Origin of the sequence: Pseudomonas sp. NBRC 111143 (genome assembly GCF_001320965.1) — a bacterium.
Classification (GTDB): domain Bacteria; phylum Pseudomonadota; class Gammaproteobacteria; order Pseudomonadales; family Pseudomonadaceae; genus Aquipseudomonas; species Aquipseudomonas machongensis.
Window position 1 is genome coordinate 139,501 of the sequence record NZ_BCBT01000008.1, and the last position, 12,431, is coordinate 151,931.

General features: G+C 63.9%; 16 protein-coding genes. 9 read left to right on the plus strand and 7 right to left on the minus strand.

The annotated features are described in order from the left end of the window. Positions 1-34: 34 nt before the first annotated feature. Both APH44_RS07035 and APH44_RS07040 read right to left on the minus strand, forming a co-directional pair. Positions 35-565: a hypothetical protein gene (locus APH44_RS07035; protein ID WP_054891981.1), complete on the minus strand. Its 531-nt coding sequence runs from the start codon at positions 563-565 to the stop codon at positions 35-37. Between the two features lie 55 nt (positions 566-620). Then, positions 621-1,142 (minus strand): ankyrin repeat domain-containing protein, encoded by a 522-nt coding sequence (locus tag APH44_RS07040; RefSeq protein ID WP_054891982.1) that lies wholly within the window; start codon positions 1,140-1,142, stop codon positions 621-623. Positions 1,143-1,410: 268 nt separating this feature from the next. Between APH44_RS07040 and APH44_RS07045 the strand changes: the two genes are divergently transcribed. Continuing rightward, entirely contained in the window at positions 1,411-1,683 is a 273-nt protein-coding gene (locus APH44_RS07045; protein WP_054891983.1) for a DUF3509 domain-containing protein, read from the plus strand. A gap of 75 nt (positions 1,684-1,758) precedes the next feature. Here the strand turns inward: APH44_RS07045 and APH44_RS07050 are convergent, their stop codons facing one another. The 3 genes from APH44_RS07050 to aroC form a co-directional block, all read right to left on the minus strand. Beyond that, the gene (locus APH44_RS07050) at positions 1,759-2,289 is read right to left on the minus strand and encodes an oxidase (protein WP_054891984.1); all 531 of its coding nucleotides are present in this window, start codon (positions 2,287-2,289) and stop codon (positions 1,759-1,761) included. After that, positions 2,289-3,443 carry an MFS transporter gene (locus APH44_RS07055; RefSeq protein ID WP_054891985.1) on the minus strand — a complete coding sequence of 385 codons (1,155 nt, stop codon included), beginning with the start codon at positions 3,441-3,443 and terminating at the stop codon, positions 2,289-2,291. The genes APH44_RS07050 and APH44_RS07055 overlap by 1 nt, the downstream gene beginning before the upstream one ends. A 73-nt stretch (positions 3,444-3,516) precedes the next feature. Continuing rightward, positions 3,517-4,608, minus strand: coding sequence for a chorismate synthase (gene aroC / locus APH44_RS07060; RefSeq protein WP_054891986.1), 1,092 nt, complete (start codon positions 4,606-4,608; stop codon positions 3,517-3,519). A gap of 122 nt (positions 4,609-4,730) precedes the next feature. Between aroC and APH44_RS07065 the strand changes: the two genes are divergently transcribed. Both APH44_RS07065 and APH44_RS07070 read left to right on the plus strand, forming a co-directional pair. After that, positions 4,731-5,702: an alpha/beta hydrolase gene (locus APH44_RS07065; RefSeq protein ID WP_256216696.1), complete on the plus strand. Its 972-nt coding sequence runs from the start codon at positions 4,731-4,733 to the stop codon at positions 5,700-5,702. Positions 5,703-5,842: 140 nt separating this feature from the next. Further along, entirely contained in the window at positions 5,843-6,625 is a 783-nt protein-coding gene (locus tag APH44_RS07070; RefSeq protein ID WP_054891987.1) for a hypothetical protein, read from the plus strand. Between the two features lie 36 nt (positions 6,626-6,661). Here APH44_RS07070 and prmB read toward each other — a convergent pair whose 3' ends face one another. Continuing rightward, entirely contained in the window at positions 6,662-7,570 is a 909-nt protein-coding gene (gene prmB, locus APH44_RS07075) for a 50S ribosomal protein L3 N(5)-glutamine methyltransferase (protein WP_054891988.1), read from the minus strand. A gap of 176 nt (positions 7,571-7,746) precedes the next feature. Here prmB and APH44_RS07080 point away from each other — a divergent pair, with 176 nt between their 5' ends. The 5 genes from APH44_RS07080 (at position 7,747) to APH44_RS07100 (ending at position 10,432) form a co-directional block, all read left to right on the plus strand. After that, positions 7,747-8,337: a cysteine hydrolase family protein gene (locus tag APH44_RS07080; protein WP_054891989.1), complete on the plus strand. Its 591-nt coding sequence runs from the start codon at positions 7,747-7,749 to the stop codon at positions 8,335-8,337. Positions 8,338-8,417: 80 nt separating this feature from the next. Then, the gene (locus tag APH44_RS07085) at positions 8,418-8,738 is read left to right on the plus strand and encodes a hypothetical protein (RefSeq protein ID WP_054891990.1); all 321 of its coding nucleotides are present in this window, start codon (positions 8,418-8,420) and stop codon (positions 8,736-8,738) included. A gap of 70 nt (positions 8,739-8,808) precedes the next feature. Continuing rightward, positions 8,809-9,369 carry a Smr/MutS family protein gene (locus APH44_RS07090; protein WP_054891991.1) on the plus strand — a complete coding sequence of 187 codons (561 nt, stop codon included), beginning with the start codon at positions 8,809-8,811 and terminating at the stop codon, positions 9,367-9,369. Positions 9,370-9,438: 69 nt separating this feature from the next. After that, positions 9,439-9,984, plus strand: coding sequence for a GTP cyclohydrolase I FolE (gene folE / locus APH44_RS07095; RefSeq protein ID WP_054891992.1), 546 nt, complete (start codon positions 9,439-9,441; stop codon positions 9,982-9,984). A 76-nt stretch (positions 9,985-10,060) separates the two neighbouring features. Beyond that, complete coding sequence (locus tag APH44_RS07100) at positions 10,061-10,432, plus strand: glutaredoxin (RefSeq protein ID WP_054891993.1); 372 nt, start codon at positions 10,061-10,063, stop codon at positions 10,430-10,432. Between the two features lie 40 nt (positions 10,433-10,472). Here the strand turns inward: APH44_RS07100 and APH44_RS07105 are convergent, their stop codons facing one another. Then, on the minus strand, positions 10,473-11,075 hold the full coding sequence (locus APH44_RS07105; protein WP_054891994.1) for a glutathione S-transferase family protein: 603 nt from the start codon (positions 11,073-11,075) through the stop codon (positions 10,473-10,475). A 142-nt stretch (positions 11,076-11,217) separates the two neighbouring features. Here APH44_RS07105 and APH44_RS07110 point away from each other — a divergent pair, with 142 nt between their 5' ends. Next, positions 11,218-12,408 carry a benzoate/H(+) symporter BenE family transporter gene (locus tag APH44_RS07110; protein ID WP_054891995.1) on the plus strand — a complete coding sequence of 397 codons (1,191 nt, stop codon included), beginning with the start codon at positions 11,218-11,220 and terminating at the stop codon, positions 12,406-12,408. Positions 12,409-12,431 lie beyond the last annotated feature (23 nt).

Here is a 12,431-nt window from a genome sequence, read left to right on the forward strand (position 1 = left end):
GCGCTCGCCGCCCCTGCAACAGGCAATCGCCGCGTCAGACGTGCACCGCGACCTTCAAGGCCTCCAACGCCGGCTCCACCTTGATGCCCAACTCGGCGCCCAGCTCCAGCACGCGCGCCAGGTCCTGCTGACCGACCATCACCATCTGCAGCTCGTCATCGAGCAACTGGCTGAAGTTCAGCAGCACATAGCCGCCCGCTTCCTTGTTCAGTGCACCCATCTGCACCTGGATGCGGTTGAGCGCGGTCAGCGGCTCGGTGCGCGCCAGTTGCTTGGGCTTGAGGGTGAAGGGCACGCTCTTGTCGAACGAATCGCTGATCGCCTGGAACAGGTCCTGGTAGCTGTCGGCCTGGAACACCACGGTGTCCGGCAGACTGCCGAGCACCACCCATTCGCCCAGCGGGATCGGGAAACTGTCGTCGTAGTTGATGTCGGGATTGGCCGCAAGAAAAGCGGCAGGGTCGGCGTAGGCCTGGGCGGCCTCGTCGGCGATACGCTCGATGTCCGCCTCGCGCAGGCAACCGGCGCCGATGAGGCTGATGAATTCGAGCAACTGGTTCTTCATGGGGGGCCCTGCTTGGCGAATGGCGAAAAAGGCGCCAAGGATACCCCCCGAGGTGTCAGCCGACCAGCGCCTGCAGGCGAGCGGCCGCTTCGCTGGCACCCATGGTCTGCGCCGCGACCAGCGCGGTAGCGCCACGCGCATCCTGGCGGGTCGGGTCGGCGCCTTGGGCCAGGAGATAGTCGAGGATTTCGCTGCGGTTGAACATCGCTGCCAGCATCAATGCCGTGCGGCCATCGACGGCTGCCGCGTCCACCGGCACCCCGTGCTCGATGAACAGCCGGATCATCGCCAGGTCGCCCTTGAAGGCAGCACCGGCAATCGGTAATTGGCCATTGTCGTTGGCGATCAAGGGGTCTGCGCCATGGGCCAGCAGCACCTTCACCGCCTCGTGATGACCGTGATAGCTCGCCAGCATCAGCAAGGTGTCGCCCTTGTGATTGCGCAGGTTAGCCGGCAAGCCACCGTCAAGCAGGCGCTCGAGCATGGCGGCATCGCCTCGGCGGGCGCGCTCGAATACTTCTTCAGCGAAGGCGGCGGATTCTTCTTCGGTCATCGCGGTGGGCTGTTGGTCGGACATCTGGAACCTCCTGGCAAGTGTGTTGGCCCAATTTTGTGTCAGGCCATCGCCGGGCAGCAAAGGTTCAGATTCTATGGGACCGAGAGGCAGGCTCTATGACCTTGCAAAATGCACTGTGCAAAATGCACGACCATGCACAATGCACGGCAATCAATTCCAAAAAACAACCTAACTTATTGTTTTTAAAGGAAATTATTTTATTTAAAAGCCTGGCACGGTCACTGCAACCATCAACTCACGTCTGCCAACCTACACGTCAGGAGTTGATATGGACCTCATCCAGGAAAAATTCGTTTCGGTCTTCCCAGCCTATCAGGTCGACACCAAGTCCCGTCCGGACGGCGGCATCCTGCTGACCCTGCGCGCCGCCGACGGCACCGTGACTCGTCGTGTGCTTTCCTATGCGCAACTGCACAGCGCCGAGCAACTGTCCTGGGCCATCAGTGCCATTCGCCGCGACCTGGCCGAGCAAGCCAGCGAACTGCCTGTTATTTCCATGCTGCAAAGCCAGCAACGTTTCGCCCTGCCGACCTATCGTTGACAGTGCCGCCCGTTTCGCGGGGCAATCCTCCTTCCACGAAGGGATTCTGTGGGAAGAGGATTGCCCCGCGATCTATTACAGCTCGCTCATCCCTGCAAACTGTCGTGCCTGCTCGTCGCCGGTCATGCGGATGCCCTGCTCGTTGCCAAACAAGCGCAAGGCCAGGCAAAACGGTGTATCACCCAGATCGATCCAGCGTCGAGTCTGCGCAGGCACTACCAGCACATCGCCTTTCTCGCACAGTAGCGCAAATACCTGCTCACCCAGACGCAGGCTGACTTGGCCTCGCCCGCTCACCATCGCGAATACCTCGACGGCGTCATGCACGTGCTCATCACGCAGGTCGACCTCGGTCGGCTGATCGCCGTCTCGGTTCAGCAGCATCAGGGTCTGGCAACCGTGCGTGGTCATCAGCATGTCGATCAGGCCACCGGCCTCTTCGCGCACCTGGGCCTCGGCGCTGCCTGGGCGAATGCGCAGGCCGTGGTCGTGCCGTGCAAATTGCACGCCCTGCTCGGCCAGGGTGGCGGCAATGTCTTCATGGTGGGTCAGCACCTTGTTCGCCAGCTGCGGGCTGCTGGAATGAAAAACGCTGAGAATGCTCATCAGGGGCTGTTCCTGGTCTGTTGCGAACGAAGGGCAATGATAACGGCTGCAGCCAGCGCTGCGACGCTGGCCATACCAAAGGTGAACTGCGGGCCGAGCAGTTTCCAGCTGTAGCCCGAATAAAGCGCACCCAGCGCGCCACCGGTGCCGGACAGCGCCGCATACAGCGCCTGGCCCTGCCCCTGCTGGCGAGCGCCAAAGCTGGACTGGACGAAGGCGATGGAGGCCGCGTGGAAGCAGCCGAAGGTGGCTGCGTGCAGCAACTGGGCAAGGATCAGCACCGCCGGCATATCGGCAAGGCTGCCCAGCAGCAGCCAGCGCAACGAGGCCAGCAAGAAGCTCGCCAGCAACACGCTGCGCACCGGGAAGCGCGCAAAGATCCGGCTCATCAGCATGAACATCAGCACCTCGGCGACCACCCCGAGCGCCCAGAGCAGGCCAATGGCGCCGCGGCTGTAGCCCAGGTGTTCCAGGTGCAAGGTGAGGAAGGTGTAGTACGGGCCGTGGCTGAGCTGCATCAGCGCCACGCAGATATAGAACGCCAGCACGCCCGGAGCCGCCAGTTGCTTGAGAAAGCCCTCTGCCCCGCGCCGCTCGGCGTGCTCGACCGGTTGGGCATTGGGCACCCACAGGCTGGCGATGACGATGCCAGCCATGATGCTGACCATCGCCAGCGGGTAGATATCCAGGCTCAACCATTCGAACAACCGCCCCAACCCGACCACGGTGAGGATAAAACCGATCGAGCCCCATAGCCGGACCTGGCTGTAGCGCGAGGTCTGCCCATGCAGATGCGCCAGTGTGATCACTTCGAACTGCGGCAGCACCGCATGCCAGAAGAACGCGTGCAAGGCCATGACCAGCGCCAGCCAGGCGTAGCTCTTGGCGAAGAAGATCAAGGAAAAGGTCGCCAGCGTACACAGCGCCCCCAGGCGCACGATCAGCAGGCGCCGACCGCTGCGGTCACCCAGCCAGCCCCACAGGTTGGGGGCGATGCAGCGCATGAGCATGGGGATCGCCACCAGCTCGCCGATGCGTGCCGGGGAAAAGCCAAGGTGGTCGAAGTACAGGGCCAGGAAGGGTGCAGTGGCACCGAGCAAGGCGAAGTAGCAGAGGTAGAAGCTGGACAGACGCCAGTAAGGGATGGGCTGCATGGATCGGCCTTGTGGGGACCTGTACCGACCTCTTCGCGGGCAATGCTCCGCGAAGAGGCCGGGCCTGGCTAGATCAGAGCTGGCCCAGCACCGGGGTGTTGACCTTCACCTCGGCATTCTGCGCACGGTGGCGCAGCAGGTGGTCCATCAGCACGATGGCCATCATCGCCTCGGCGATCGGCGTGGCGCGAATGCCCACGCACGGGTCATGGCGCCCCTTGGTGACGACGTCGACCGGGTCCCCATTAACGTCGATCGAGCGGCCCGGCACGGTGATGCTTGAGGTTGGCTTGAGTGCCAAGTGGGCAACGATCGGCTGACCCGACGAAATACCCCCGAGAATGCCGCCGGCGTTATTGCTGAGGAAGCCTTCTGGCGTGAGCTCGTCGCGGTGCTCGCTGCCGCGCTGGGCGATGCTGGCGAACCCGGCACCGATCTCCACGCCCTTGACCGCGTTGATGCTCATCAGCGCGTGGGCCAGTTCGGCGTCGAGGCGGTCGAAGATCGGTTCGCCCAGGCCCGGCATCACGCCCTCGGCGACCACGGTGATCTTCGCGCCGACCGAATCCTGGTCACGCCGCAGTTGATCCATGTAGGCCTCAAGCTCAGGGACTTTGTCCGGGTCGGGGCTGAAGAAGGCATTCTGCTCGACGCTGTCCCAGGTCTTGAAGGGGATTTCGATCGGGCCCAACTGGCTCATGTAGCCGCGCACGCGAATGCCCTGGGTGGCCAGGAACTTCTTGGCGATGGCACCAGCCGCCACGCGCATGGCGGTTTCTCGCGCCGAGCTGCGGCCACCGCCGCGGTAATCACGGATGCCGTACTTGTGGTGGTAGGTGTAGTCGGCGTGGGCCGGGCGGAACAGGTCCTTGATGGCCGAGTAGTCCTTGGACTTCTGGTCGGTGTTGCGGATCAGCAGGCCAATCGAGCAACCGGTGGTACGACCTTCGAACACCCCGGAGAGGATTTCGACTTCGTCGGCTTCCTGACGCTGGGTGGTGTGCCGACTGGTACCGGGCTTGCGACGATCCAGGTCGTGCTGCAGGTCGGCCAGCGAAATTTCCAGGCCCGGCGGGCAGCCGTCGACGATGGCGACCAGCGCGGGGCCATGGCTTTCGCCTGCGGTGGTGACGGTGAACAGCTTGCCGTAGGTATTGCCGGACATGGACGCTCCGCGAAAATCAGCCTGAACTTGAAAGTGGCCGCCAGTATACGGAAAGCCGCAGCTTTGCGAAAAAAATCGCGAGAACCTTCGTTCGCCCCCCAGGTCAAATCGAACATCTCCCCATGCAGTATCCGAAGATGCGCATCGTCGCCCTGCTCCTGCTGTTGTTCACAAGCCTGGCCCAGGCCGCCGCCCCTACCGTGCTCAAGCATCCCATCGACCTCGACACCGGCCATGGCGTGCTGCGCGGCAGCCTGCTGTTGCCGCTGCAGGACACACCGCCGCCGGTGGCGCTGATCATCGCCGGCTCCGGGCCCACCGACCGCGACGGCAACAACCCGGCATCCGGGCGCATCGACAACCTCAAGCGCCTGGCCCAACTGCTCGCCAACGAGCACATCGCCAGCGTGCGCTACGACAAGCGCGGGGTCGCCGCCAGCCAGCCGGCGGCGCCCGACGAACGCGACCTGAGCGTCGAAGGTTATGTCGCCGATGTCGTGGCATGGGCGCACAAGCTGCAAGCCGATCCACGCTTCGGTCCGGTGATCCTGATCGGCCACAGCGAAGGCGCGCTGATCGCCAGCCTCGCCGCCAATCAAGCCGGCGCCAGCGCGGTGATCACACTCGCCGGCAGCGGCCGCCCCATTGCCGATGTGCTGCGTGAACAACTGGCCCAGCGCCTGTCGCCGGCGCAACTGGCCCGCGGCAACAGCCTGCTCGACCGCCTGCAGGCTGGCCAGACCAGCCTGGATGTGCCCACGCCCTTGCGCGAAGTGTTTCGACCGACGGTGCAGCCCTACCTGATCTCACTGTTCCGCCAGGACCCGGCCAAGGCCTTCTCGCGCTTGCAGGTACCGGCTCTGATCGTCCAGGGCCGCAACGATGTGCAGGTCGAGGTCGACGACGCCGAGCGCCTGAAAGCCGCCAAACCGGACGCCGAGCTGGTGCTGATCGATGGCATGAACCATATGCTGCGCATCAGCCCGCGAGCGATGAGCGAGCAGCGCGACAGTTACAGCAATCCTGACCTGCCCCTGGCCCACGAGCTGGGCGAGCGGATCGTCGCCTTCATCCACCGCTTGCAGTCCGCCTGACACTTTTACCCCTCAGGTCTTGCCCGGTGCTGCCGATAATGCATGGCAAGAGGCGGTGATGCCAAAGAGCCTTATCGTGCAGCAAGCGTTGCGCGCACAAGCATGGCATCACCCGGCCCGTGCACTTGAGGATTGCCCTGATGACCGATGCACCCGCCGCCGAGGCGATCGAAGAACAACCCCCAGAGAGCGCGCCGCTGCCCTGGGCGGACCTGGCCGCTGAGCACTTTCAATTGCTGCGCCTGGCGCCGCTGCCCACCGACCGCAACAGCGGCGCGCGACCGCTGCGTTTCGTGCAGTTCGGCTATGCCGAGCGCCACGACAAGGCCAACAGCCTGCTGCGCATGGAAATCCTGCTGCCAGGCCAGAAGGTACGCAAGGAGCAGAACCGCCTCGACGTGCGGGTCGACCATGAACAGCGAGTCGTGCGCATCGGCGACGACGCCGGCCTGCAACTGGAGCCACTCAACCGCGGCCTTGGCCGCTACGTGCTGGCCCAGGCCGTGCAATGGCTGCAGCGCAAATGGTCGCACTACCAGGTCGAGGGCATGGCCCTGCCCAGCAAGGATGCCCTCAACGAAGACTCGCGCCTGCGTCGCGACCACGTGCTGCGCAGCGTAGGGCTGGAGGTGGAGTATGCCGACGGCCAGATGCTCAAGGCCCGAACCGTCGAAACGGCGGTCGGCCAGCTCAAGAGCGCCTGGAGCAACGAGAAGGTGCAGCGCGTCGACATGCTCGAAGCGGCGACCATGCTGCAACAGGCAGAGCAGAAACTGCAGGAGAAGGAAGCGCAACTGCGCGAGCGCGACGAGCGTGTGGCCAAGTACCGCCGCGAGGACAGCGGCCTGCGCTTCACCATCACCTGCCTGGTCGCCTTTGCGGTGTTCCAGGCCGGCCTGCTGATCTGGATTGCCACTCGCTGACGCCCGATCGCGGGGGCATGCCCCGCGACCGAAGCCTCATACCCGCGAAGCAAACAACTCCTGGTGGTCCCGGCACTGCTGCGCCGTCAGCATGAACACGCCGTGGCCACCGCGCTCGAAGTCCAGCCAGGCGAAGTCCACCTCCGGGTAGAGGGCTTCGACATGGACCTGGCTGTTGCCCACCTCGACAATCAACAAGCCCTTCTCGGTCAGGTGATCAGCGGCCTCGGCAAGCATGCGTCGCACCAGGTCCAGACCGTCGTTGCCGCAGGCCAGGCCGAGCTCGGGCTCGTGGTGGTACTCGGTGGGCATGTCGGCGAAATCCTCGGCGTCGACATAGGGCGGATTGGACAGGATCAGGTCGAAACGCTGGCCCGGGAGCCCGGCAAAACCATCGCCCTGCACGGTGAATACACGCTGGTCGAGGCCGTGGCGCTCGATATTCTGATTGGCCACTTCGAGCGCGTCGAAGGACAGGTCGGCCAGTACCACTTCGGCCTCCTGGAACACATCGGCGGCAACGATTCCGATGCAGCCGGAGCCGGTGCACAGGTCGAGGATCCGCGCCGGCTCGCTGGCCAGCCACGGTTCGAAGCGCTTCTCGATCAGTTCGCCGATCGGGGAACGTGGTATCAGTACCCGCTCGTCGACGATGAACGACATCCCGCAGAACCACGCCTCGCCCAGCAGGTAGGCGGTCGGTACCCGCTCCTCGATACGTCGCTTGAGCAAGTGCTGCAGACGCACCCGTTCGTCATCCTCCAACTGGCAGTCCAGGTAGCTGTCGGCCACCTCCCAGGGCAAATGCACGGCACCGAGCACCAAGAGGCGGGCCTCGTCCCAGGCGTTGTCGGCGCCATGACCGAAGAACAGCTCGTGCTCATGGAAGCGGCTGACCGCCCAGCGGATGTGGTCGCGCAGGGTGCGCAGGCGGGATGTGATCACGGAGTACTCCTTTTCAGACTGTGCGAAAGTCTAACAGCCCCCCGGCTGAAATGTTCCACCGGTTCCCGTTCGGATAGCCACAGGCCAGTAACCATGCCGTCTGCGTTGTCAACCATTCACATTGGCGCCGAGGCAAGGGAGAATAGGGCGATAAAAGCCCTTCCAAGGAGCCCTTGATGTCCGTTCCAACCACGATGTTCCGCCTCACCGGCCGCGATTACCCGCCGGCCAGGCTGAGCCAAGCCAGCCTGATCGTCATCGACGCGCAAAAGGAGTACCTGAGCGGTCCACTGGCGCTGTCGGGCATGGACGAGGCCGTGGCGAACATTGCCAAGTTGCTCGAGGCTGCCCGCAAGGCCGGCCGCCCGATCATCCATGTCCGCCACCTCGGCACCGTCGGTGGCCGCTTCGACCCGCAGGGTGCGGCCGGCGAATTCATTCCGGGCCTCGAGCCGCAAGGCGACGAAATCGTCATCGAAAAGCGCATGCCCAACGCCTTCAAGAACACCAAGCTACACGAGACGCTGCAGCAGCTCGGCCACCTGGACCTGATCGTCTGCGGTTTCATGAGCCACTCCAGTGTCAGTACCACGGTGCGCCGTGCCAAGGACTATGGTTATCGCTGCACCCTGGTGGAAGACGCCTCGGCCACCCGTGACCTGGCGTTCAAGGATACGGTCATTCCGGCCGCGCAGATCCACCAGTGCGAGATGGCCGTGATGGCCGACAACTTTGCCTGTGTCGCCCCGACCGCCAGCCTGATCTGATCGCGCAACCGCCCGGCAGCCGGGCGGAACCCGACGGGCGAGCACAGGTCTGATTCCGGATACCTACAGAGGAACACGGAATGAAGCTCAAAGGCAGTTTCGATGCCAAGCGCCTGCGCCCGCGCGAGCCGGGCAACTGGGGCGCGCGCCTGGCTGCCGGCCTGTCCGCCCTGCTCGCCACCCTGGGCATCCTCCTGGCCATGGCCGGTTTCGCCGGACTGCTGGGCAACTACCAGGCCCTGGCCGAACTCAATGCCAATCGCCCCTTGTCGGCCATCCTCACGGTGATCGGGTTGCTGATGCTGTACCTGGGGGTGCGCTTCTGGCGGCGCAGCCGCATTCGCCTGCGCCGAGGGCGAGAGCTGAACCTGTCGCCGCACTTGATGAAAAAGCATGATTGAGCGTTGACCGGAGCGCTGCTGACGAGGCGGGGCCGTTCGCGTAGAATACGCCGCCCACGTGGAGGCACACATGCAAGACGACGACTTTTCCCTCTTCCGCAGCGAGGTGCGTGGCGTCAAGCCCATCGCACACGACCGCGCCGAAGTCGGCAAGCCCAAGGCCGACCGCAAGCAGCTGGCCGGCCTGCGCCAGGCCGCTACCGTGCGCAGCGACCAGCCGCTGGTGGTCGATGGCATGTCGGACCAGTTTGTCATCGACGTTGGCGCCGAAGACGAACTGATGTGGCGCCGCGACGGCGTGCAGGAAAGCCAGATCCGCAAGCTCAAGCTCGGCCAGATCGCCTTCGAGGGCAGCCTCGACCTGCACGGCATGACCGTTGAACGCGCGCGCGAAACGCTCTGGGACTTCATCGCCGAAGCCACCAAGCTGGAAGTGCGCTGCGTGCGGGTCACCCATGGCAAGGCTGCGCGCATCGACGGCAAGCGCCCGATGATCAAGAGCCACGTCAACACCTGGCTGCGCCAGCACCCGCAGGTGCTCGGTTTCGTCTCTTGCCAGGCCCGTCATGGCGGCACCGGCGCCTTGTACGTGATGCTCAAGCGGACCATGCTCGACGGTCGCGACGAATGACATCACGCTTGCAGCGCCGCGTTTGCCGCCGTAACCTTCGTTTTTGCGTTTTTTCCCACAGGTAGATCCATGTCCCTGGAACAGAACTACACCGAGATCCTCAGCCAGATCGGCGAGGACGTCTCCCGTGAGGGCCTGCTCGACACGCCCAAGCGGGCCGCAAAGGCCATGAAGTACCTTTGCCGCGGTTATGAACAAACCCTGGAAGAAGTCACCAACGGCGCGCTGTTCACTTCGGACAACAGCGAGATGGTGCTGGTCCGGGACATCGAGCTCTATTCGATGTGCGAACACCACATGCTGCCGTTCATCGGCAAGGCCCATGTGGCCTACCTGCCCAAGGGCAAGGTGCTGGGGTTGTCCAAGGTGGCACGGATCGTCGACATGTACGCACGTCGCCTGCAGATTCAGGAAAACCTCAGCCGCCAGATCGCCGAGGCCGTGGAGAAGGTTACCGGCGCCGCAGGCGTTGCGGTGGTCATCGAAGCCAAGCACATGTGCATGATGATGCGCGGCGTCGAGAAACAGAACTCGAGCATGATCACTTCGGTGATGCTTGGCGAGTTCCGCGAGAACGCCGCCACCCGCAGTGAATTCCTCAGTCTGATCAAGTGATCGGACTCTGCGCGAAGCCGACCCCTCGGGGTCGGCTTTTTATTTTCCGTTGTGCACCACAGATCAGGAGTTGCCCATGATCGTCAAAGCCCTGCGGGTCGGCCTCGGCCAGCTCATCGTGTTCGGCGACTGGATCAGCCGCCCGGCCAAGCGCAAGCGCGACGCCGCCGCCCAGGCCCAGGTCGAGCAGCAGGCCAAGGGGCTGGCGCTGTACCAGTTCCACGCATGCCCGTTCTGCGTCAAGACCCGCCGCGCCCTCCACCGCCTCAACGTGCCGGTGGCACTGCGCGATGCGAAGAACGACCCGCAACACCGTCAGGCACTGCAGGAAGGCGGCGGCCGGGTAAAGGTGCCGTGCCTGCGTCTCGAAGAGGACGGCAAGGTGACCTGGATGTATGAGTCCAAGGACATCATTGGCTATCTGGAAAAGCGCTTCGGGTCGGTCTGAGCCTGGCGCAGTCACAAGGACTGCGCCGCTGCCAAGCCGATCAATCCACCATCGGCACATGCCGCGGATGGCTGGCAACCCGCTCAAGCCACGCCCTCACCGCCGGATACTCGGCCAGGTCGAAGCCACCCTGCTGCGCCACGTGGGTGTAGGCATACAACGCCACATCGGCGATCGAGTACTGCTCGCCCACCAGGTAAGGCGTCATCTGCAACTGGCGCTCCATCACCTTGAGCGCCTTGTAGCCGCCCTTGTGCAACTTGCGGTACTCCTCGAGGCGCTCATCCGGCAATCCCAGGTAGAACTGGATGAAACGCGCCACGGCAATGTAAGGCTCGTGGCTGTACTGCTCGAAGAACTGCCATTGCAGCACCTGGGTGCGCAAGCGCGGCTCGGTCGGCAGGAACTCGCTGCCGTCGGCGAGGAAGTTGAGGATCGCGTTGGACTCCCACAGGCAGGTACCGTCTTCGAGCTCCAGCACCGGCACCTTGCCATTGGGGTTTCTGGCCAGGAACTCGGGGGTCTCGGTCTCGCCTTTGAGAATGTCGACCGAGTGCCACTCATAGGGACGCCCCAGAAGATTCAGCATCAACTTGATCTTGTAGCAGTTGCCCGACTGGTAATCCCCATAAACCTTGTACATCGCCCCTCCCCTCCTGTGCAGTTGCAGGTCAGCGCCCAATAGTTGGGGACTGTACGGCTAAATGCAATGACTGCTGTATGGCAAGCTTCCGATTCGCCCGCGTTAGTCTGAAAAAACTGCTTACATGAACAAGGAATGCCTCATGACCGACGCCACTTCCACGCGTCTGCGCCCACTGGCGGACAGCGCCCCATCGGCGGTGGTCGCCGGTTTCATCGCCATGCTGACCGGCTATACCAGCTCCCTGGTGCTGATGTTCCAGGCTGGCCAGGCCGCCGGGTTGACCACCGCGCAGATTTCCTCGTGGATATGGGCCCTGTCGATCGGCATGGCGGTGTGCAGCATCGGCCTGTCGCTGCGCTATCGCACCCCGATCACCGTGGCCTGGTCGACGCCGGGCGCAGCGTTGCTGATCACCAGCCTTGGCGGTGTCAGCTATGGCGAAGCCATAGGCGCGTACATTACCTGCGCCGTGCTGGTGCTGATCTGCGGCTTGACCGGCAGTTTCGAGCGCCTGGTGCGGCGTATTCCGGCGTCGCTGGCGTCGGCCTTGCTGGCTGGGATCCTGTTCAAGATCGGCAGCGAAATCTTCGTCGCCGCCCAGCATCGCACCCTGTTGGTACTGGGCATGTTCTTCAGCTACCTGTTGGTCAAGCGCCTGTCGCCGCGCTATTGCGTGCTGGCCGCGCTGGTGGTCGGCACGACGCTGTCCGGCATCCTGGGGCTGCTGGACTTCAGCCACTTCAACCTGGAGGTGGCAAAACCGGTCTGGACCACGCCGAGCTTCTCGTTGGCAGCGACCATCAGCATTGGCATCCCGCTGTTCGTGGTGGCGATGACTTCGCAGAACATGCCCGGAGTTGCCGTGCTGCGCGCCGACGGCTACCAGGTGCCGGCCTCACCGCTGATCTCGGCGACCGGCTTCGCCTCGCTGCTGCTGGCCCCCTTCGGTTCGCACGGGGTCAACCTGGCGGCCATCAGCGCGGCGATCTGCACCGGCCCGCACGCCCATGAAGACCCGGCCAAGCGCTATACCGCGGCGGTCTGGTGCGGAATCTTCTATGGTATCGCCGGGGTGTTCGGCGCGACCTTGGCGGCGCTGTTCGCGGCGCTACCAAAGGAGCTGGTGCTATCGATTGCGGCGCTGGCGCTGTTCGGCTCGATCATGAACGGGTTGACCGTGGCGATGAGCGAGGCGCGGGAGCGTGAGGCGGCGCTGATCACCTTCATGGTGACGGCCTCGGGGCTGACGCTGTTTTCGATCGGTTCTGCGTTTTGGGGGATCGTGGCGGGGGTGATTACCTTGCTGATACTGAGTCCGCGCAAGGGGTAAAGGTTATTGGTTGCCTGTACCGA